This is a genomic window from Bacillus cereus G9842 (assembly GCF_000021305.1).
Classification (GTDB): Bacteria; Bacillota; Bacilli; order Bacillales; family Bacillaceae_G; genus Bacillus_A; species Bacillus_A thuringiensis_S.
In genome coordinates this window covers 4,519,830-4,542,249 of the sequence record NC_011772.1, presented here as the reverse complement: position 1 = coordinate 4,542,249, position 22,420 = coordinate 4,519,830, and the positions used below count along the sequence as shown (strand labels likewise).

The window sequence follows — 22,420 nt, the reverse complement described above, 5'->3', positions numbered from 1 at the left end:
AGCCCTCCTTCTTTATTTTTCTTTCTCTATAGTAATGCTAATTTCAAGCACTGTATCAAAAGATATTGTATCGACTTTAAAACGGTATAGCCGATCGTAATGTTTGTACGTCTTGTTTTCGATTACCTTTTTGAGTAGGTCTTTATTTTTTGCGATACTTTGAATGTTTTTCGTTAAAAGATGCTGGAGATCATTATGGATAGATGTAGTCATATTTTCGAGTGTAAGATTGTCTAAATCGTATTTTTCTCGATTGATAAGTTTTATTTTAATCTCTTGAATGGTTAAGAGCCGTTTATTTTCAGTGTTCAATTTTTCTTGATCTTCGAGAAGGACGTGGAGTTTTGCTTCTTGTTTTTCTATAATTTCTCTTTGTTCTGCTATTTTACTAGCTTGTTCTTCTTGAAAAACACCGTATATGTACAAAAAAATAAACCAGCTCAACACGCCTCCAACAGCAGCACCAGCTAATACTAAGTACCATCTTTTTGCTGTATTGGCACTTGGTACTCTCATACATGTTCCTGCGTTAGCCATTTAATAATAATGAGACCTGTTTGCATACCACCAGTTGCGAAAAAAATAAGGAGAATTTGTTTTACGATATCTTTCATATCTCCGCCAAAGAAACTTCTTTCAAAGCTATAAAAGGTATCGAATGTTCCGCCGATTGCTGCAACGAGTGCCCAAATTCTTAAATTTTGGGCGAATTGATTAATGTAAGTTAGAGCTGGTTTTCCGATAAGAAACGCACCAAATCCACCAATTAATGAACCGCCAAGTATAACCCCAAAGGCAATAAAATAACTAATAATAAGCAGAGAGAAAAAAGTATGTTCTCTTACATCCATCGTCATTCCCCTTTCTTCTTCATATATATGGACAAAGTATAAGAAGTATGTTTTGATTTCCGCTTTCCTCATCACCTATAATAAAAGTAGTCAAATAGGTAAAGAGAGGGTACAACAGTGAAGTTTGTGCATTTACAATGTCAAACCGTTTTTAGTTTATTAAAAAGTGCTTGTAAAATTGATGAGCTTGTAGTCAGGGCGAAAGAACTTGGTTTCTCATCGCTGGCTATTACGGATGAAAATGTTATGTATGGCGTTATTCCGTTTTATAAAGCATGTAAGAAACATGGTATACAGCCTGTTATTGGATTAACCGCTTCTATTTTTAGTGAAGAAGAAGAAAGGTCTTATCCGCTTGTATTACTTGCTGAGAATGAAATAGGCTACCAAAATTTATTAAAGATTTCTAGCAGTATTATGACAAAGTCCAAAGAAGGTATCCCTAAGAAGTGGCTTGCGCATTATGCGAAAGGATTAATTGCTATTTCACCAGGTAAAGATGGCGAAATTGAGCAATTATTACTAGAAGACAATGAGAGTCAGGCTGAAGAAGTAGCTCGAACATATCAAAATATGTTCGGCCATTTTTATATGAGTTTGCAGCATCATGCAATTCAAGATGAGTTGCTTTTACAAGAGAAGCTACCTGAATTTATTAGTAGGGTTAATATTCCAGTCGTTGCAACAAACGATGTGCGTTATATCAATCAAAGTGACGCACTTGTTCACGAATGTTTACTATCTGTTGAAAGTGGAACGAAAATGACTGATCCAGATAGGCCGAGGCTGAAAACAGATCAATATTATTTAAAATCATCGGATGAAATGGAAGCACTATTTTCCCATGCGCCGGAAGCAATCCAAAATACAATAAAAATTGCAGAGCGTTGCCAAGTAGAAATACCGTTCCATGTAAATCAACTTCCGAAGTTTCCTGTTCCGTCTAACGAAACGAGTGATATATACTTGCGTCGTGTTTGTGAAGAAGGTTTGCGGAAACGATATGGTGCGCCGAAAGAAGTGCATATAAAGCGTTTAAATCATGAATTAAATGTTATTTCTCGTATGGGATTTAGTGATTATTTCCTCATCGTATGGGATTTTATGAAGTATGCACATGAAAATCATATTTTAACAGGACCAGGTCGTGGATCGGCAGCTGGTTCACTCGTCTCATACGTATTAGAAATTACAGATATTGATCCGATTGAATACGATCTATTATTTGAAAGGTTTTTAAATCCTGAACGTGTGACGCTTCCCGATATTGATATTGATTTTCCAGACATAAGACGTGATGAGATGATTCGCTATGTGAAAGATAAATACGGTCAGCTTCGTGTTGCGCAAATTGTAACGTTTGGTACGCTTGCAGCAAAAGCAGCAATTAGAGACATTGCCCGCGTAATGGGGCTTCCGCCACGAGATATTGATATATTTTCAAAACTTATCCCATCAAAGCTCGGTATAACGTTAAAAGATGCATATGAAGAATCACAATCACTTCGTGAGTTTATACAAGGGAATCTTCTGCATGAGCGTGTGTTTGAAATCGCAAAACGTGTAGAAGGTTTACCACGTCATACGTCTATTCATGCGGCTGGCGTTATTATGAGTCAAGAACCGTTAACAGGCAGTGTAGCAATTCAAGAAGGACATAACGATGTTTATGTTACGCAATATCCAGCTGATGCGCTAGAAGAACTTGGGTTGCTTAAGATGGACTTTTTAGGGTTACGTAATTTAACGTTACTTGAAAATATTATAAAATTTATCGCGAACAAAACAGGGAAAGAAATCGATATAAGAAACTTACCTCTTCAAGATGAAAAGACGTTCCAATTATTAGGGAGAGGGGATACAACAGGTGTATTCCAGCTTGAGTCAGGTGGTATGCGAAATGTACTTCGCGGGTTAAAACCGAATGAGTTTGAAGATATCGTAGCTGTTAACTCGTTATACAGACCGGGGCCGATGGAACAGATACCAACCTTTATTGAATCGAAACATGGAAAAAGAAAAATTGAATATTTACATCCGGATTTAAAGCCAATTTTAGAAAGAACATACGGCGTCATTGTATACCAAGAACAAATTATGCAAATTGCATCGAAGTTAGCAGGGTTTTCGCTCGGAGAAGCAGATTTACTGCGCCGTGCAGTGAGTAAAAAAAATCGTGATATTTTAGATCAGGAACGTAAGCATTTTGTTCAAGGGTGTTTGCAAAATGGTTATGATGAGACGTCTGCTGAGAAAATTTATGATTTAATTGTAAGATTTGCGAATTACGGTTTTAACCGAAGTCACGCTGTAGCTTACAGTATGATCGGATATCAGCTTGCCTATTTGAAAGCGAACTATACGCTGGAATTTATGACGGCATTATTATCAAGTGCAATTGGAAATGAAGATAAAATTGTACAGTATATACGAGAAACGAAGCGGAAAGGCTTTCACGTTTTGCCGCCGTCTCTTCAGAGAAGTGGTTACAACTTCCAAATAGAAGGGAATGCGATACGTTACAGTTTACTTTCGATCCGAAATATTGGAATGGCTACAGTGACGGCATTATTAGAAGAACGAAAGAAAAAAATGTTCGAAGATTTGTTTGAATTTTGTCTCCGTATGCCGTCAAAGTTTGTGACGGAGCGCAATTTAGAAGCTTTCGTCTGGTCCGGATGTTTTGATGATTTTGGTGTTTCGAGAACGAATTTATGGAAAAGTATTAAAGGGGCATTAGAGTACGCGAATCTCGCACGTGATTTAGGAGATGCTGTTCCAAAATCAAAATACGTACAAGGAGAAGAGCTATCTTTTATTGAACAACTAAATAAAGAGAAGGAAGCACTTGGCTTTTATTTATCAAGTTATCCGACAGCGCAGTATGTAAAGTTAGCAAAAGAATTAGAAATTCCATCTCTCGCTCAGGCGATGCGACACAAGAAAAAAGTACAAAGAGCTATTGTGTATATAACAAGTGTGAGAGTGATTCGTACGAAAAAGTTTCAAAAGATGGCATTTATTACATTCTGTGATCAAAATGATGAAATGGAAGCAGTCCTCTTCCCGGAAACGTATATACATTTCTCGGACAAGTTACAAGAAGGAGCAATTGTTTTAGTTGACGGTACGATTGAGCTAAGAAATCATAAGCTGCAATGGATTGTAAATGGTCTATATCCGCTAGAGGAAATGGATGTTTATGAAGAAAAGAAAGACGCATCTGTTTACGTGAAATTGCCGTCTCAGTATGAGAAAAAGCTTTTAAATCAGGTTACGAAAATATTGTTCGACTATTCAGGTTTTGCGAAAGTACTAATTTATTATGAAAAGGAACATAAAATGGTACAATTATCTCGGAGTTTATCGATTCATCCAAGTGAAGAATGTTTAGGAGCACTTCGTGAAATTGTCGGGGAAGAAAATGTAGTTGTGAAAATATAATGGACAATTTCCCTACACTTCGATTATTATAGTAGTAGTGTTCGTGGTCAGACCACTTGGAGAAATTGATATCAGCAAGAATAATTTGAGGAGAGTGGATAGTTTGTCAACACTTCGTGAAGAAGCACTTCACATGCATAAAGTGCATCAAGGAAAATTAGAAACTGTATCAAAAGTAAAAGTAGAAAATGCAAAAGATTTAAGTCTTGCATATTCTCCAGGGGTTGCAGAACCTTGTAAAGAAATTTATGACGATAAAAGTAAGGTATATGAATATACGATGAAGGGAAATATGGTAGCAGTTGTGACAGACGGAACAGCTGTACTTGGTCTTGGTAACATTGGACCTGAAGCATCTCTTCCAGTAATGGAAGGTAAAGCTGTATTATTCAAGAGCTTTGCTGGTGTAGATGCATTCCCGATTGCCTTAAATACAAACGATGTAGATAAAATTGTTGAAACTGTAAAATTAATGGAGCCAACTTTTGGCGGCGTTAACTTAGAAGATATCGCAGCACCAAACTGCTTCATTATTGAAGAGCGTTTGAAAAAAGAAACAAATATTCCTATCTTCCATGATGATCAACACGGAACAGCTATCGTAACAGTAGCAGGTCTTGTAAATGCACTGAAATTAGTTGGAAAGAAAATGTCTGACATTAAAGTTGTCGCAAATGGCGCAGGTGCAGCAGGTATTGCAATTATTAAACTTTTATATCGCTATGGTGTACGCGACATTATTATGTGTGACCGTAAAGGGGCAATCTATGATGGTCGTCCTACAGGTATGAATCCGGTGAAGGATGAAGTTGCAAAATATACAAATAAGAATCGTATAGAAGGTTCTTTAGCTGATGTTGTACATGGTGCGGACGTATTCATTGGTGTATCTGCAGAAGGTGCATTAACAGAAGAGATGGTTCGTACAATGAATGACGATGCGATTATTTTTGCAATGGCGAATCCGGTTCCAGAAATTATGCCAGAATTGGCAAAAGCAGCGGGCGCAGCTGTTGTTGGAACAGGTCGTTCTGACTTCCCGAACCAAGTAAATAATGTACTGGCGTTCCCTGGTATTTTCCGCGGTGCACTTGACGTACATGCGACACAAATTAACGAAGAAATGAAGATGGCAGCTGTACAGGCTATTGCTGAGCTTGTAGCAGAAGATGAGTTGAATGCAGACTATATCATTCCGGCACCATTTGACGCGCGTGTAGCGCCTCAAGTAGCGGCTTACGTTGCAAAAGCAGCAATGGAAACAGGAGTAGCTCGCCGTCAAGTAGATCCAAATGAGATCGCTGAAAAAACAAAACAATTAGCGCTGATTGGTAAAGAATAAGCGAGGAATTTCCATTGACATCATCAAATACAAAAGTATATCTCGAAATTGTAAAAAAAATCCGTTCCATTATGGAAGAGGATGGATTGGTAGCGGGGGATCGTTTGCCGTCTGAGCGTGAGTTAAGTTCACGCTTAAACGTAGGACGTTCCTCTGTAAGAGAAGCATTGCGTGCTTTAGAACTGGTAGGATTGATTGAAACGAGACGTGGTGAAGGGACATTTATTCGAAACTTTTATGATAACGGCCTTGTACAATTAATTGCTCCGTTCTTACTGCAAGATGAGAAAACAATTCGTGATTTATTACAAACGAAACGATTGCTTGAGAAAGATATGATTCGAATTGTATGTAATTTACCGAAAGAAACGTTTTCTAAAGTACTAAGTAGATTACACCAAGTACTTGAAGGAAATGAAAACTCAATCCCAACGCTTCATCAAACGTTCTTTAAAACACTTATTGAACAAGTCGATAATTATTTACTATATCGCATTTGGATGATCGTAAATGATTACGTAGCAACTCTTTCTTGTAAAGTTTCAAGAAATTCTATCGATATGTATAGAAAGCTTTATGCTACTTTGGAAGAAAAACAAGAAAATGATGCACTAAAAATTTACGATGAATTAGTAGAGAATATACAGTTTCACTCGTAATGTATAAAATTTGTCGAAATGACCATGACACGTTATGACAAACATTCTACCGCTTAGCGGTTAAAGTTAAACGTAAAGAGTGAGGTTATTAGACAGATTGAGAAGATAAGGCTAACATCAAACTTTGGTGTTAGCCCCATTTTCTTCTTACGCTAACCTTAGCTCTCAACGAAGGGGGTCAAATTGTGCTAAGAGATTTATTCGTGAAAAAGAAAAAGTACGCTGCAATACCTTCAGAACAAGTACGAAAAGATGTACCAGATGGCGTTATGACAAAATGTCCGGAATGTAAAAAAATCATGTATACGAAAGAACTTCTAAAAAATTTAAAAGTATGTGTGAATTGTGGATATCATCATCCTATGAATGCATGGGAACGTCTTGATAGTATATTGGACGAAGGGTCATTCCGTGAGTATGACAAAGAAATGGTTTCATTAAATCCACTCGAGTTTCCAGGTTATGAAGAGAAACTAGAGAGCGATCGTAAGAAGACTGAATTAAACGAAGCGGTTGTAACTGGTGAAGGAACAATTGATGACATGCTTGTTGTTGTTGCAGTAATGGATTCTCGTTTTCGAATGGGGAGCATGGGCTCTGTGGTAGGAGAAAAAATCGCCCGTGCGGTTGAAAAGGCGTACGACTTACAAGTTCCATTTATTATCTTTACTGCTTCGGGTGGTGCCCGTATGCAAGAAGGGATATTAAGTTTAATGCAAATGGCAAAAACAAGCGTAGCTTTGAAAAAGCATAGTAATGCAGGAGGATTATTTATTTCTGTTATGACTCACCCAACGACGGGCGGGGTTTCAGCGAGTTTCGCTTCACTTGGTGATTATAATCTTGCAGAACCAGGTGCACTTATCGGATTTGCTGGTAGACGTGTAATTGAACAAACGGTGCGTGAGAAACTACCGGAAGATTTCCAAACGGCAGAATTCTTACTAGATCATGGTCAATTAGATGCGGTGGTGCATCGTGATGATATGAGAGAATCGCTTCGCAAGATTTTAGAAGTTCATCAAGGAGGGGGAATGGCTGTATGGCAGAGCTAGAATTTGAAAAACCAGTTGTTGAGCTAAGAAATAAGATTCGTGAACTGAAAGACTATACGAAAAACAGCCAGATGGACTTCAGTGAGGAGATTCGTATTTTGGAAGACAAGCTAGAAAATTTAGAGGAAGATATATACGGTAATCTGAAAGTATGGGACCGTGTTCAAATTGCTCGTCATGCAGAACGACCGACAACGCTCGATTATATTGAGCACTTATTTACTGATTTTTTCGAATGTCATGGAGATCGTCTATTTGGCGATGATGCAGCGATTGTCGGCGGCATTGCGAAATATAAAGGGATGCCTGTAACTGTAATTGGGCATCAGCGCGGAAAAGATACGAAAGAAAATATTCGCCGTAACTTTGGAATGCCTCATCCAGAAGGATATCGAAAAGCATTACGCTTAATGAAGCAGGCGGAAAAGTTCAATCGTCCTATTATTTGTTTCATTGATACGAAAGGGGCTTATCCTGGTAAAGCTGCTGAAGAACGTGGTCAAAGTGAAGCTATCGCCCGCAATTTATTTGAAATGGCAGGTTTAACTGTACCTGTTATTTGTATCGTTATCGGTGAAGGTGGTAGTGGCGGTGCGCTAGGCCTTGGAGTGGGAGATTACATTCATATGCTAGAAAATTCCACTTATTCTGTTATTACACCAGAGGGTGCAGCGGCAATTCTTTGGAAAGATGCAGGAAAAGCAAAGGAAGCTGCAGAGGCAATGAAAATTACAGCAGCAGATTTGAAAGAATTAGGTGTAATTGATGAAATTATTCCAGAGGCAAAAGGTGGAGCTCACCGTAATCTTTCGAAACAGTCAGAAAATATAGATTTAATGATTAGAAAAACTTTTGAACAATTAAACGGAATTTCGAAAGATGAATTAATCGAAAAACGTTATGAAAAATATATGAAAATTGGGCAAGTTTCGTTTTCAAACGCTTCCATTGGGATAAAATAAGAAAAGCGTGCGTTCCTCTTCGCGAATGCACGTTTTTATTATGAAAAGACACATCTTCTCCATTGTGTTTTTATATTTTTTCGTGTTATTTTATTATAAGGCAAATAATCTTTATGAGGTGAGTACAAATGAAACGTATTGGTGTATTAACAAGTGGTGGAGATTCACCTGGTATGAATGCTGCCATTCGTGCAGTTGTTCGTAAAGCGATTTTCCATGATATTGAAGTATATGGTATTTACCATGGATACGCTGGATTAATTTCTGGTCACATTGAAAAATTAGAACTTGGTTCTGTTGGCGATATTATCCACCGCGGTGGTACGAAATTATATACAGCAAGATGTCCTGAGTTTAAAGACCCAGAAGTACGACTAAAAGGTATCGAGCAATTAAAGAAACATGGTATCGAAGGACTTGTTGTTATTGGTGGAGATGGTTCTTACCAAGGCGCTAAAAAATTAACTGAACAAGGATTCCCGTGTGTTGGTGTACCAGGTACAATCGACAATGATATCCCTGGAACAGACTTCACAATTGGTTTCGATACAGCTTTAAACACTGTTATTGATGCAATTGATAAAATCCGTGACACAGCTACATCTCATGAACGTACATATGTTATCGAAGTAATGGGACGTCACGCTGGTGATATCGCATTATGGGCTGGTTTAGCTGATGGTGCAGAAACAATCTTAATTCCAGAAGAAGAGTATGACATGGATGATGTTATCGCTCGTCTGAAGCGTGGTAGTGAACGTGGTAAAAAACACAGTATTATCGTTGTAGCTGAAGGTGTTGGAAGTGCAATTGACATCGGTAAGCACATTGAAGAAGCAACAAACTTTGATACTCGTGTAACTGTATTAGGTCACGTACAACGTGGTGGATCACCAAGTGCACAAGACCGTGTATTAGCAAGTCGTCTTGGCGCAAGAGCAGTTGAATTATTAATTGCTGGTAAAGGTGGACGTTGTGTAGGTATTCAAGATAACAAACTTGTTGATCATGATATTATCGAAGCGTTAGCTCAAAAGCATACAATCGATAAAGATATGTATCAATTATCTAAAGAATTATCCATCTAATTGACGTAATGTCAGATATTTGGGAACGGTTTCATAATTTTCGGAGGTGCAATATGCGTAAAACTAAAATTGTATGTACTATAGGTCCTGCTAGTGAAAGTATTGAAAAATTAGAGCAATTAATCGAAGCAGGTATGAACGTTGCTCGTTTAAACTTCTCTCATGGTAGCCATGAAGAGCACGGAGCTCGTATTAAAAACATTCGTGAAGCTTCAAAGAAAACTGGTAAAACAGTTGGTATCTTACTTGATACAAAAGGTCCAGAAATCCGTACTCACGACTTCGTAGACGGACAAGCTGAGCTTGTAACAGGTGCAGAAGTAGTTCTTTCTACTGAGCAAGTATTAGGTACTGCAGAGAAGTTCTCTGTATCTTATGCTGGTCTTTATGACGATGTAGACCCAGGTTCTCGCATTCTAATCGATGACGGTCTTATCGAACTAGAAGTAATCGAAAAAGCTGATGGAAACATCCGTACAAAAGTTCTTAACAGCGGAACTGTAAAAAATAAAAAAGGTGTTAACGTACCAAACGTAAGCATTAAGCTTCCTGGTATCACTGAAAAAGACGTAAAAGATATCATCTTCGGTATCGAGCAAAAAGTTGATTTCATCGCAGCTTCATTCGTACGTAAAGCGTCTGACGTATTAGAAATCCGTGAATTATTAGAAGAGCATGGTGCTCAATACATCCAAATCGTACCGAAAATCGAAAACCAAGAAGGTATCGACAACATCGATTCAATCTTAGAAGTTTCTGACGGTTTAATGGTAGCTCGTGGTGATATGGGTGTAGAAATTCCACCAGAAGAAGTACCATTAGTACAAAAACGTCTAATCAAAAAATGTAACGTGTTAGGTAAACCAGTTATTACTGCGACACAAATGTTAGACTCTATGCAACGTAACCCACGTCCAACTCGTGCGGAAGCAAGTGACGTAGCTAACGCAATCTTCGATGGTACAGATGCAATCATGCTTTCAGGTGAAACAGCTGCTGGTCAATATCCGGTAGAAGCAGTAACAATGATGGCTAACATTGCAGTACGTGTTGAAAAATCATTACAATACGAAGATATGTTCAAAAAACGTATTAAAGAGTTCACTCCAACAATTACAGATGCAATTAGCCAATCTGTTGCGCATACAGCACTTGCTCTTGATGTAGCTGCAATCGTAGCTCCAACAGAAAGTGGACATACTGCGAAAATGATCTCTAAATACCGTCCAAAATCTCCAATTGTAGCTGTAACATCTGACGAGCAAGTAGGACGTCGTCTTGCGCTTGTTTGGGGTGTACAAGCGTTTATGGCTGAGAAGCGCGCAGCTTCAACTGACGAAATGTTAGATACAGCAATTCAAACAGGTATGGATGCAGGTCTAATCGGACTTGGAGATACTGTAGTAATTACTGCTGGTGTTCCAGTTGCTGAAACTGGAACAACAAACTTAATGAAAATCCACGTTGTTGGTGAAGAAGTTGCTAAAGGACAAGGAATCGGTCGTAAAGCTGCAAAAGGTAAAGTAGTTGTAGCAAAAACAGCTGCTGAAGCTGTAGCGAACGTAAACGAAGGTGATATCCTTGTTACAACAAGTACTGATAAAGATATGATTCCTGCAATCGAAAAAGCTGCTGCTTTAGTTGTAGAAGAAGGTGGCTTAACAAGCCATGCGGCTGTTGTAGGCGTATCAATCGGTATTCCTGTTATCGTTGGTGTAAACGGCGTAACAGCAACTTTAAAAAATGGCCAAGAAGTAACAGTTGATGCAGCACGCGGAATTGTTTATAATGGACATGCGGAAGTGCTATAAGTAATACGGAGAGAAGGATCGGAGTCCTTCTCTTTTTTTTACACAAAAACGAGATAGAATTAGTTTAAAGCGCCTAGAATTGCTTTTAAAAGCGGTTTGTTATGAGTTTTAGTATGAAAGGGTATCTATATTTCGTATGATGTATATAGGCGTTGTGAGGGTGTTAAAAGTGAGTTGTGAGAGGGGTGTAGAACTATGAAGTGGTTACTATTCTTGTTTATTTTAATACCGGCGATTGAGATTACGGTCTTAATTGGATCAAGTCATGTAATAGGTTTATGGTCTACGTTCGCTATGATTGTATTTACAGGTGTTGTAGGTGTGTATTTGGCGAAAAGACAAGGATTTAAAGTGCTTGGAGAGATTCAATCTAAGTTGAATAGAGGGGAAATGCCAGGTGAGACAGTACTAGATGGTATTTTTGTATTTGTAGGAGGTATTCTCTTGGTGCTTCCTGGGTATGTGACAGATGTGCTAGGGTTTATCTGCGTGATCCCTATTACGAGAGCTTTATTGAAGCCGCTTGTTATGAAGTGGATGGAATGGAAATTTAGAAAGAACTCTACTATTATCATTCAGAAGTAGCACTTAGATTATAACGATCTAAGTGCTATTTTTTTGTCTTGTAAGAGGAGAGGGGTTTTCTGATTGAGGCTTCGCTTTACTGCGTTATTTGTGGGGGATTTCTATCTCAAAGTTGGGTTGCTCGTAAGTGTCTGATGTGGGGGCGAATGATGAGTGGGGATGAACAAAACGTCCACTTATTATATTTGCTATATAATTTTTGTTTGAACTCTTGTTGTGCTTCGATTAAACGTGTAATTTTTAAATGCTATTAATTTGGATGAATAAGATGGAGAGAAATGCAGCTAAATTAAAGTTTTGCTTTCATATAAAAGGTGGGGATTGTTAGTTGAAGCCTTATTCTATGTAGTTTTGTATATTTATTCATTTACATAAAAAGTAATAAATGTAAGTAATAAATATATATAAAATAGAATAAAAATGTATTTTTGATTAGAAAATGTGTTTTTTATGCAAAAAAACAAGAGGATTATCCTTTTTCTGGGTAATGCTCTTGTTACATGTGAGTAGTGTGAAAAAATAAGTGAAAGGAATAATCAGTGGGAAATTCCCACTGATTACAGCTTGTTTTTTATATGAATTAGAAACTTTTATTTTGAAGGTGAACCTTTAATATATTTCCACAAGTCATGGAAGACATTAGCTTTGTGTAATGTATTAAGTAGTACTAAGGTGACTGGACCGATGATTAATCCTAAAAAGCCAAAAAGCTTAAAGCCGACAAATAGAGCGACGAGTGTTGCTAATGGATCGAGACCGATGTTAGATGAAAGTACTTTCGGTTCCATAATTTGTCTTTGGACAATCACGACGATGTATAAAATGAGAAGACCAATGGCGAATGCGGTATCGCCAGTGAAAAATACGTATATAACCCATGGAACGAAGACTGCGCCTGTTCCTAAATATGGTAGTAAATCTACAACTCCTGTAATAATCGCAATAGTAATGGCGTATGGTACGCGTAATATTAAAAGTCCGATCAGTACAATGACGGTTGTCATAGATACGAGTGTAAGTTGTGCTTTCACAAAACCAAATAAAGCTTTTTTTAAGTCGACAAAAATAGTTTTTCCGTAGCCATGTACACGATTTGGTAGTAATTTTCTTGTTTTTTGAGCAAGACGGTGCCAATCGTAACTAATGAAGAAAGTGGCTAATAAAATGAATACAAGGACAGTTAACGTTGTTGGCAGTGCACTAATGAAATTTGTTAATCCGCTTATAATGGCGGTTAAAAGTTCTTTCATTTGTGTTGTTGCTTCTGTTCCTAAGTTTTGAATGTTTTGTGTAATTGTATAGCGCTGTGGTTCTCCAAGATGATTAAATTTAGAGATTAAATCATCGTAGAGAGGCATAATATGATTAAGTGCAAATTGCTGAGCGAATGTAACGATATCCGGAAACTTTACTGTAACAAGTTGGAGTAAGTATGTTGTGGCAGATATTGCTTCAGTCACAAGATATGTAACAAGTCCAACGATAGCTCCAAATACGAGAATTAAGCTAACGAGTACTGCTAGTGCGCGAGGAAATTGTAGTTTTTGATTAAGGAAATTGACGACAGGATTAATCAAATAAGCAAATGCAAAAGCGATAATAAAAGGATAGATAAGCCCTGACATGTATAGTAATACATAGAACCCAGCTATCGTTGCTACAATGACAAATATGAGTCGCAATATCATATATAGTAAGTTTCGGTTCAAAGATGTATACCTCCCATTCCGATTTGGATTATCCTAATTCGTTCAACTTATAACTAGCGTGCTCTGCTGATTAAAGTCTTACTTTAGCGGCAGTAAATCTCCCGCCAAAGCCCAATTGATGAAGGCCAATAATCAGTGGAAGATGCCCAACTGATTAAAGTGTTACTTTATGTTATAGTGGAATGATGGATTTAGCCTGCTTTTTTCGGTATATGAATGGCTGTGAAAGCCTATTCGTGATGCTACTACTATATGGTAAAAACTTCATTTTCTCTTCTTTTTATTTTACCTGTTTCTTATTAGAAAAGAAAGAAGAGACGACTGTTTTCAAAAATGTATACATGCTTAAATTTTTTTGGTGAAAGTCTCTTTTTAGAATGTATAAAAAATTGAAGGTGTTATCGATAAATAGGCATCTGTATAGCATGTATAACGATAGGTTTAAAGGTATTTTTGTTTGGAAATGAGTTCATTATTTTCAGAAAGGAAGTGTAAACATGATTAGTCAGTCAACGTTATTTTTATTCATACTACTTATTATAGGACTTATTGCTAAAAACCAATCGCTTACTGTAGCTATTGGGGTGTTATTTCTATTAAAATTTACGTTTTTAGGAGATAAGGTCTTTCCTTATTTACAAACGAAAGGAATTAACCTAGGTGTAACGGTCATTACAATAGCGGTGCTCGTACCGATTGCGACGGGGGAAATAGGTTTTAAACAACTTGGAGAAGCGGCGAAATCGTATTATGCGTGGATTGCTTTAGCTTCAGGTGTAGCAGTCGCTTTGTTAGCGAAAGGCGGCGTGCAATTGTTGACAACGGATCCTCATATTACAACTGCGCTTGTTTTTGGGACAATTATAGCGGTTGCGTTATTTAATGGGGTTGCTGTTGGTCCGTTAATTGGGGCTGGAATTGCCTATGCGGTTATGAGTATTATACAAATGTTTAAATAAGGAATTTTATAGTAATATAAAATTTTTGAATTCTTTCTGTTCACAAAAGTCAGATAATTGTTTATAATAGGATTAGAAACTTTGAAAAGTTACATAACAGCAGAGACTTTACACCAGATAAAATAAAAACAACATAAAACAATTTTATAATGATATTGTTTTATGTTGTTTTTATCATAAAACTCTTCGGAATGTATTTTCCTCACTAACTTGTTGTTTTGAGCGTGAGGATTCGGGGAGACATTCACGCTCATGCTTTCCATGTAAACCATGGACAATAAGAGGGGAACATCGCAACAAATTTGCATGATCGTGCATTTTGCTTGCCTAAAGAGTGAACGGGCGTTCATAATTCATAAGGGGAGCAAATAGATATAAGGAGCAAGGTTGGGAGAATTTTCAGGAAAAGGAGAGAATGTCATGACTGTTATTCGAGGTTTAGAAGGGGTAGTAGCAACAACATCATCTGTGAGCTCTATTATTGATGATACATTAACTTATGTTGGGTATAATATTGATGATTTAGCTGAGAATGCTACGTTTGAAGAAGTAGTGTACTTATTATGGCACCGCAAGCTTCCTAATGAAAAAGAACTAGCGGAATTTAATGAAATTGTATCTGAATACTATAAAGTTCCAGGTGAGATTTTAACATATTTGAAACAAGTAGATTTAAAAATTGCACATCCGATGTCTGTTTTACGAACTGCAATTTCCATGCTATCATTATACGATGAGAGCGCTGAAATTATGGATGAAAAGTCTAATTATTTGAAAGCGGTTAAATTACAGGCTCAAGTGGGAACTTTAGTTGCTGCTTACGCGAGAATCCGTAAAGGTTTAGATATTGTTGAGCCAAGAAAGGATTTATCATTAGCTGCAAACTTCTTGTACATGTTAAATGATCGCGAGCCAAATGAAGTTGAAATTGAAGCTTTTGATAAGGCACTTGTACTTCATGCAGATCATGAGTTAAACGCTTCTACATTTACTGCACGTGTTTGCGTAGCTACACTTTCAGATGTATATTCTGGTATTACAGCAGCAATTGGTGCATTAAAAGGTCCTCTTCACGGTGGGGCAAATGAAAATGTAATGAAGATGTTAACTGAAATTGGCGAAGAAGAAAATGTAGAATCATATATTCATAATGCTCTTCAAAATAAAGTGAAAATCATGGGCTTTGGCCACCGTGTGTATGAGCAGGGTGATCCACGTGCAAAACACTTACGTGAAATGTCTAAGAGATTATGCGTGCTTTTAGGAGAAGACAAATGGTATAATATGTCTATCAAAATTGAAGACATTGTAACAAAAGAAAAAGGTCTTCCACCAAATGTTGATTTCTATTCAGCTTCTGTATACCATTGTTTAGGAATTGACCATGACTTATTTACACCTATTTTTGCAATTAGCCGTATGTCAGGCTGGTTAGCTCATATTCTAGAACAATATGAAAATAACCGTTTAATCCGTCCACGTGCTGATTATAATGGACCAACGCATCAAGTGTATGTTCCAATCGCACAAAGATAAGCAAAAAACACTATTTTGATAGTGAAAATACGCTTTCAAAAGTCTGATTTTTTCGGAAAGATGTAATGATTAGAATATTTTAATTTGACTAACGGTTTGAACTGAGGGGTTATTCCCTCAGTTTCATACATATGAAATTTCAAACATGGGGGTTATCACATTGACGACAGGTGAAAAAATTACTGTAACTAATGGTGTTATGAATGTACCAAACAATCCGATTATTCCATTTATTGAAGGAGATGGAATTGGTCCTGATATTTGGGCAGCTGCATCTCGCGTAATAGAAGCAGCAGTTGAAAAAGCTTATGATGGTGAGAAGAAAATCGTTTGGAAAGAAGTGCTTGCAGGGGAAAAAGCTTTCAACCAAACAGGCGAGTGGTTACCAGAAGAGACTTTAAATTTAATCCGCGAATATTTAATCGCAATTAAAGGTCCACTTACAACTCCAGTTGGCGGTGGTATTCGTTCTCTAAACGTAGCACTTCGTCAAGAATTAGATCTATATGTATGTCTACGTCCAGTTCGTTATTTTGAAGGTGTTCCTTCACCTGTAAAACGTCCGGAAGATACTGATATGGTTATTTTCCGTGAAAATACAGAAGACATTTATGCTGGAATTGAATATGCACAAGGATCTCCAGAAGCAGAAAAAGTTCTTGCTTTCTTAAAAGAAGCAATGGGTGTTAATAAAATCCGCTTCCCAGAAACATCTGGTATTGGTATTAAACCAATCTCAGAAGAAGGGACAAAGCGTCTTGTTCGTGCTGCAATTCAATATGCAATTAACGAAAAACGCTCTTCTGTTACATTAGTTCATAAAGGAAACATTATGAAATTTACAGAAGGTGCTTTCAAAAACTGGGGTTACGAAGTAGCGGAACAAGAATTCGGCGACAAAGTATTTACTTGGGCTGAATATGATCGCATTGTTGAAAAAGATGGTAAAGATGCAGCGAATAAAGCGATGGCAGACGCTGAAGTGGCTGGAAAAATCATCGTAAAAGATTCTATTGCAGACATCTTCTTACAACAAATTTTAACTCGTCCACGTGAGTTCGATGTTGTTGCAACAATGAACTTAAATGGTGACTATATCTCTGATGCACTTGCTGCACAAGTAGGTGGAATTGGTATTGCACCTGGTGCAAACATTAACTATGTGACTGGACATGCTATCTTTGAAGCTACACATGGTACAGCTCCAAAATATGCAGGTTTAGATAAAGTAAACCCATCTTCAGTTCTTCTTTCAGGTGTATTATTATTAGAACACTTAGGATGGAACGAAGCTGCGAAATTAGTAACAGATTCAGTTGAGAAAACAATTGCATCAAAAGTAGTAACATATGACTTCGCTCGCCTAATGGAAGGTGCAACAGAAGTGAAATGTTCTGAGTTTGCTAATGAGCTTATTAAAAACATGGATGTAGCGATAATCAAAAACGCATAATTAAAGCGGGGGGTAAATTATGACAATCAAACGCAAGAAGGTTTCAGTCATCGGTGCAGGATTTACAGGAGCAACAACGGCATTCTTATTAGCACAAAAAGAACTTGCAGATGTTGTATTAGTGGACATTCCACAACTGGAAAATCCAACAAAAGGGAAAGCGTTAGATATGTTAGAAGCGAGCCCAGTACAAGGTTTTGATGCTAACATTATTGGAACATCTGATTACGCAGATACTGCTGATTCTGACGTTGTCGTTATTACAGCAGGTATTGCACGTAAGCCTGGTATGAGCCGTGATGACTTAGTAGCAACGAACTCTAAAATTATGAAAAGTATTACGCGCGACATTGCAAAACATTCACCAAATGCAATTATTGTTGTGTTAACAAATCCAGTTGATGCAATGACATATTCTGTATTTAAAGAAGCAGGATTCCCGAAAGAGCGTGTAATTGGCCAATCGGGCGTATTAGATACAGCTCGTTTCCGTACATTCATCGCACAAGAATTAAATCTTTCTGTAAAAGACATTACAGGATTTGTTCTTGGTGGACATGGTGACGACATGGTACCTCTTGTGCGTTATTCTTATGCAGGCGGTATTCCGTTAGAAACGTTAATTCCGAAAGAGCGTTTAGAAGCAATCGTAGAACGTACACGTAAAGGTGGCGGTGAGATTGTAGGCTTATTAGGAAACGGTAGTGCATATTACGCACCAGCAGCTTCTTTAGTTGAAATGACAGAAGCAATCTTAAAAGATCAACGCCGTGTATTACCAGCTATTGCGTACCTTGAAGGTGAGTATGGTTATAGTGACCTTTACTTAGGGGTACCAGTAATTCTAGGTGGTAACGGAATTGAAAAAATTATTGAATTAGAACTTCTTGCAGATGAAAAAGAAGCGTTAGATCGCTCTGTAGAATCTGTACGTAACGTAATGAAAGTTCTTGTTTAATAATTGAATAGTAGTGAAAAAGATTCGGGATTCCGAATCTTTTTCTACTATTTACCGAATTGTTTTTTTGAAATAATATGAAAACGCTATCATTTGTAATATCCTATAATGAAACTGTAGATTTATACTATACATTGCCCTCATCATAGTAAATTTCGGATAAGGTATCGCTTTTAGTAGGATAATAAGGTGAAAAAATCGGAGGGGGTTGTAACATGTTAAAGAAAAAAGTTCAAATTGGTCGTAAAATGGATGAAATTACAGTAGGAGAGAAATTATCTATCACTGAAAAAATTGAGGATAAAGATTTGTTATTGTACTTAGGGTTAACGAATGATGCCAATCCATTATATATTCAGCATGATTACGCATCCCAAACTCCGTATGAAAAGCCGATTGTACCAAGCATTATGCTAACGGGAATGATTACAACGGCAGTTACGAAATATTTACCGGGTCCAGGAAGTCATATTACTAGGAAGGACCTTACGTTCGTGAAGCATGTTCACCATTATGAAACGTTACAAATCCACTTTGAAGTTGTGGCTGTTTCTGAGGAGGAACATACAATTGATATGCTTGTATCTGCTCATGATGAAAAAGGAGAAACTGTTGTAAAGGGTTCATTAACAGTAACGCCACCTTATAAATCTGTTTCCATTATGGAAAAAGCATTAGATAATTTTTAAAAGATGAAAATATGAATAGCGCTAGCATACCTTGAATAAGGATGCTAGCGCTATTTTTAGTTGAAGAATCCTTCTTTGAACCCTTCAGCAAATTCTGAGCAACCCGTTTTAATCGTATCCCAGCTCGGAGCGTTGAAAGCAAGGATACATGTGACTGCTAAAGATAGAATGGGTAGTATTAGTCGCATAATAGACCTCCTGATTGTATTAATTTATATATTAAGATTAATGATATAAATATCGGTAATTGAAGTCAATGAAAGGAGTGATTCTTTTAAGTGAGGTGGAAAAAAGAAGAAGTTATCTTTGAAACGATACGAGAAACTGAAGTGTGGGGCGATTTGATCGCGAATGAAATGTACGGGAGATTATTTGATGGATATGAAACGCTAGATTATAAAATAGCGTATGCTCTTTCGTTTTTCCTAGCACAAAATCAAGATTTTATCCCGCATTAACGGGCAGTAAGATCCCACCTCAAAATTCAGCGAAAGCAAAGAAGTTAGGTCGGGAATCAACTGCCCGTAAAAGCCCGATTGATTCAACTAATAATCAGTGGGGAATGAACAACCCCCACTGATTAAAGTTTCACTTTATAGTTCATACGGAAGTGAGCTTTAAAGAAGAGAGAGCAATCTATAAAGTTTGGCAAAATCCTGTGTAGTTGCAGGTGAAGCGTAATTACGTCTACTTTCTCAATTCTACACAAACGATCTCCATGAATAGACAATTATATTGAGAGGGACCTTGTTTTCTAGTATGATGAGAATAACGGGGGAAATACTAGGATGAAGAAGGTTTCAAGTCTATAACTTGGAGGAAAAGAATGAACAATCGTATTTTAGTAGTTGATGATGAGGAATTTATCTTAACTTTAATTGAATTTAATTTACAACAAGCTGGGTTTGAAGTTATAACAGCGATGGATGGAGAAATGGCGCTTCAAAAAGCGACAACAGAACGCCCAGATTTAATTATATTAGATTTAATGCTTCCGAAAATGGATGGTATGGAAGTGTGTAAAGAATTACGATTGCAGCGCGTTATGACGCCGATTTTAATGTTAACGGCAAAAGATGATGAGTTTGATAAGGTGCTAGGTCTTGAACTTGGGGCAGATGATTATATGACGAAGCCATTTAGTCCAAGAGAAGTTGTTGCTCGTGTGAAGGCAATTTTGCGCCGCACGAAATTACAACAAGAAGAACAAGTTGCAGAAGCGCCAGATGAAGATAGCATTACAATTGCAGAACTTAAAATTTTACCGGAGTTTTATGAGGCTTATTTCCAAGGAAGAAAGCTTGAATTAACACCAAAAGAATTTGAACTACTTGTGTATCTCGCGAAAAATAAAAGTCGCGTGTTGACGCGTGATCAATTATTAAGTGCTGTATGGAATTACGATTTTGCTGGTGATACACGAATTGTTGATGTTCATATTAGCCATTTGCGCGATAAAATTGAACAAAATACGAAAAAACCGACGTACATTAAAACGATACGTGGTTTAGGATATAAATTAGAGGAGCCAAAAGGGAATGAATAAATTTCGTTCCAGGCTTCTTTTTACATTTGTTTCTCTTATTGTATTTATTTTAGTTGGACTAGGCTTATTGCTAGAAACTGTGTTTGAAAACTACTATATAGATCATGCTAAAGAGAGAATGGTAAAAGAGACGGAGTATGTTGCGGCGTTAGCAGAAGAGCAAGGTTTTGATAAGGTCCTAAAAAATCCATACGTATTTGAAAAGTTAGAAGAAAAAATACCAGCTTCTATCGTATTTGTGAATGAAAAAAAGAAAGTTCAATATAGAAAAGGACAAGAATTGGCATTTAGTCCAGAGACGATTCAAGAACTTTCTTCGGAAGTGGCAAAACAACGAAGTAAAGTGATTACGAAAGAGACAGATCGAAAGAATCAATTTTATCATACGGTGTTCGTTCAAGATGTAGAAGGAAAACAAGGATACATTTTGGTGAAAAGTACAATCGATCCTTTAAGAGACGTACATCAAAAAACGTGGGGATTATTAATTATCGGATTTGTCATTGCTTGTCTCGTAGTTGTATTTTTAGGTATGAAAATTACAGGGCAATATATTAGGCCGATTGAATCAGTTACGAAAGTTGCAATTGAATTGGCGAAGGGTAATTATAAAGCACGTGCATACGAAAGTCATTCGGACGAAACAGGAATGCTGAGTAAAGCAATTAATATTTTAGCTCGTAACTTACAAGAGATGACACTGGAACAAGAAATGCAGCAAGATCGTCTGCATACGTTAATTGAAAATATGGGAAGCGGAATGATTTTAATTGATAGCCGCGGATATATAAACCTTGTAAACCGCTCTTATAAGGAAACTTTTCACGTAACAGATGAAGAATATTTAGATCGCTTATATTATGAATCGTTTCATCATACAGAAATTATTGAGCTTGTAGAAGAAATCTTTATGACAGAAGTGAAAGTGCGTAAACAAATGTTATTGCCACTTGGAATTGAGCGGAAGCACTTTGAAGTATATGGAGCACCGATTATCGGGACAAACCATGAATGGAAAGGGATTGTTCTCGTATTCCATGACATAACAGAGTTAAAGAAATTAGAACAAATGAGAAAAGACTTTTTAGCGAATGTTTCTCATGAATTAAAGACACCGATTACTTCTATTAAAGGTTTTTCAGAAACACTCTTAGACGGAGCGATGGATAATAAAAAATTCTGCGAACATTTCTTGCACATTATTTTAAAAGAAAGTGAGCGCATGCAAGGGTTAATTGAAGATTTATTAGATTTGTCGAAGATCGAACAACAAGGATTTAAATTAAATATGGGAACCGTTGATATGAAGGGGCTGCTTGAAGATATTCATATGGTGCTTGATAATAAAGCAGGAGAAAAAGAAATCTCTTTACAAGTGAATGTATTAAAACGTGCCTCTGTTATTGGAGATCCAAGTCGTCTGAAACAAATCTTTATTAATTTAATTAATAACGCGATCGTATATACACCGGCTGGAGGCGTTGTTTCAGTAGAGTTAGCGGAAGATAAATATAATGCTTATATAAAAGTATCGGATACTGGAATTGGTATTAGTAAAGAGGAAATTCCGCGTATTTTTGAACGCTTTTACCGAGTGGATAAAGCGAGAAGTAGAAATACTGGTGGTACAGGCCTTGGATTATCAATTGTAAAGCATTTAGTAGAGGCGCATCAAGGTACGATTACAGTAGATAGTGAAGTTGGAGAAGGGACAACGTTTACAGTTGTTTTACCGAAATCAGCAACTGAAAAATAGGATGAAGGATGTTTACA

Annotated in this window: 20 protein-coding genes; 16 read left to right on the top strand and 4 right to left on the bottom strand. The window is 37.1% G+C overall.

Features of this window, described 5'->3' with window-relative positions:
* Positions 1–12: 12 nt before the first annotated feature.
* Together ytrI and BCG9842_RS22845 are read right to left on the bottom strand one after the other, a co-directional pair.
* Positions 13–516 carry a sporulation membrane protein YtrI gene (gene ytrI / locus BCG9842_RS22850; RefSeq protein WP_001265736.1) on the bottom strand — a complete coding sequence of 168 codons (504 nt, stop codon included), beginning with the start codon at positions 514–516 and terminating at the stop codon, positions 13–15.
* Positions 513–926, bottom strand: a complete 414-nt coding sequence (locus tag BCG9842_RS22845; protein ID WP_002005839.1) for a YtrH family sporulation protein — start codon at positions 924–926, stop codon at positions 513–515. The genes ytrI and BCG9842_RS22845 overlap by 4 nt, the downstream gene beginning before the upstream one ends.
* A 42-nt stretch (positions 927–968) precedes the next feature.
* On the opposite strand from BCG9842_RS22845, the gene dnaE reads away from it, so the two are divergent.
* The 8 genes from dnaE to BCG9842_RS22805 all read left to right on the top strand — a co-directional run bounded on the left by dnaE (position 969) and on the right by BCG9842_RS22805 (position 11,797).
* Positions 969–4,295: a DNA polymerase III subunit alpha gene (gene dnaE, locus BCG9842_RS22840; RefSeq protein ID WP_000673723.1), complete on the top strand. Its 3,327-nt coding sequence runs from the start codon at positions 969–971 to the stop codon at positions 4,293–4,295.
* 133 nt (positions 4,296–4,428) lie between these two features.
* Complete coding sequence (locus BCG9842_RS22835) at positions 4,429–5,637, top strand: NAD(P)-dependent malic enzyme (protein WP_161635086.1); 1,209 nt, start codon at positions 4,429–4,431, stop codon at positions 5,635–5,637.
* A 14-nt stretch (positions 5,638–5,651) separates the two neighbouring features.
* Positions 5,652–6,296, top strand: coding sequence for a FadR/GntR family transcriptional regulator (locus tag BCG9842_RS22830; protein ID WP_000204446.1), 645 nt, complete (start codon positions 5,652–5,654; stop codon positions 6,294–6,296).
* Positions 6,297–6,481: 185 nt separating this feature from the next.
* Positions 6,482–7,351 carry an acetyl-CoA carboxylase, carboxyltransferase subunit beta gene (gene accD, locus BCG9842_RS22825; RefSeq protein ID WP_000942858.1) on the top strand — a complete coding sequence of 290 codons (870 nt, stop codon included), beginning with the start codon at positions 6,482–6,484 and terminating at the stop codon, positions 7,349–7,351.
* Positions 7,339–8,313 (top strand): acetyl-CoA carboxylase carboxyl transferase subunit alpha, encoded by a 975-nt coding sequence (gene accA, locus BCG9842_RS22820; RefSeq protein WP_000818789.1) that lies wholly within the window; start codon positions 7,339–7,341, stop codon positions 8,311–8,313. Before accD ends, accA begins: the two co-directional genes overlap by 13 nt.
* Positions 8,314–8,441: 128 nt before the next feature.
* Positions 8,442–9,401, top strand: a complete 960-nt coding sequence (gene pfkA / locus BCG9842_RS22815; RefSeq protein ID WP_000821157.1) for a 6-phosphofructokinase — start codon at positions 8,442–8,444, stop codon at positions 9,399–9,401.
* A gap of 53 nt (positions 9,402–9,454) precedes the next feature.
* Positions 9,455–11,212, top strand: a complete 1,758-nt coding sequence (pyk, locus tag BCG9842_RS22810; protein ID WP_001232667.1) for a pyruvate kinase — start codon at positions 9,455–9,457, stop codon at positions 11,210–11,212.
* A 195-nt stretch (positions 11,213–11,407) separates the two neighbouring features.
* Positions 11,408–11,797 carry an FxsA family protein gene (locus tag BCG9842_RS22805; protein ID WP_000871633.1) on the top strand — a complete coding sequence of 130 codons (390 nt, stop codon included), beginning with the start codon at positions 11,408–11,410 and terminating at the stop codon, positions 11,795–11,797.
* Positions 11,798–12,387: 590 nt separating this feature from the next.
* Here BCG9842_RS22805 and ytvI read toward each other — a convergent pair.
* Positions 12,388–13,506: a sporulation integral membrane protein YtvI gene (gene ytvI / locus BCG9842_RS22800; protein ID WP_001081375.1), complete on the bottom strand. Its 1,119-nt coding sequence runs from the start codon at positions 13,504–13,506 to the stop codon at positions 12,388–12,390.
* Between the two features lie 497 nt (positions 13,507–14,003).
* On the opposite strand from ytvI, the gene BCG9842_RS22795 reads away from it, so the two are divergent.
* The 5 genes from BCG9842_RS22795 (at position 14,004) to BCG9842_RS22775 (ending at position 19,101) form a co-directional block, all read left to right on the top strand.
* Positions 14,004–14,465, top strand: coding sequence for a DUF441 domain-containing protein (locus tag BCG9842_RS22795; protein WP_000625507.1), 462 nt, complete (start codon positions 14,004–14,006; stop codon positions 14,463–14,465).
* Positions 14,466–14,852: 387 nt separating this feature from the next.
* Entirely contained in the window at positions 14,853–16,001 is a 1,149-nt protein-coding gene (gene citZ, locus BCG9842_RS22790) for a citrate synthase (RefSeq protein ID WP_000503651.1), read from the top strand.
* A gap of 160 nt (positions 16,002–16,161) precedes the next feature.
* On the top strand, positions 16,162–17,454 hold the full coding sequence (icd, locus tag BCG9842_RS22785; protein WP_000206893.1) for an NADP-dependent isocitrate dehydrogenase: 1,293 nt from the start codon (positions 16,162–16,164) through the stop codon (positions 17,452–17,454).
* 19 nt (positions 17,455–17,473) lie between these two features.
* Positions 17,474–18,412 carry a malate dehydrogenase gene (gene mdh / locus BCG9842_RS22780; RefSeq protein WP_000153232.1) on the top strand — a complete coding sequence of 313 codons (939 nt, stop codon included), beginning with the start codon at positions 17,474–17,476 and terminating at the stop codon, positions 18,410–18,412.
* Between the two features lie 215 nt (positions 18,413–18,627).
* The gene (locus BCG9842_RS22775) at positions 18,628–19,101 is read left to right on the top strand and encodes a MaoC family dehydratase (RefSeq protein WP_000914181.1); all 474 of its coding nucleotides are present in this window, start codon (positions 18,628–18,630) and stop codon (positions 19,099–19,101) included.
* A gap of 56 nt (positions 19,102–19,157) precedes the next feature.
* Here the strand turns inward: BCG9842_RS22775 and BCG9842_RS31825 are convergent, their stop codons facing one another.
* Entirely contained in the window at positions 19,158–19,289 is a 132-nt protein-coding gene (locus tag BCG9842_RS31825; protein ID WP_001237011.1) for a hypothetical protein, read from the bottom strand.
* Between the two features lie 90 nt (positions 19,290–19,379).
* Here BCG9842_RS31825 and BCG9842_RS22770 point away from each other — a divergent pair, with 90 nt between their 5' ends.
* The 3 genes from BCG9842_RS22770 to phoR all read left to right on the top strand — a co-directional run bounded on the left by BCG9842_RS22770 (position 19,380) and on the right by phoR (position 22,403).
* Positions 19,380–19,559 (top strand): hypothetical protein, encoded by a 180-nt coding sequence (locus BCG9842_RS22770; RefSeq protein ID WP_001267361.1) that lies wholly within the window; start codon positions 19,380–19,382, stop codon positions 19,557–19,559.
* Between the two features lie 368 nt (positions 19,560–19,927).
* Positions 19,928–20,647, top strand: coding sequence for a two-component system response regulator PhoP (gene phoP, locus BCG9842_RS22765; protein WP_001065220.1), 720 nt, complete (start codon positions 19,928–19,930; stop codon positions 20,645–20,647).
* Positions 20,640–22,403, top strand: coding sequence for a sensory box histidine kinase PhoR (phoR, locus tag BCG9842_RS22760; RefSeq protein WP_001032097.1), 1,764 nt, complete (start codon positions 20,640–20,642; stop codon positions 22,401–22,403). The genes phoP and phoR overlap by 8 nt, the downstream gene beginning before the upstream one ends.
* The last annotated feature ends 17 nt before the right edge of the window (positions 22,404–22,420 follow it).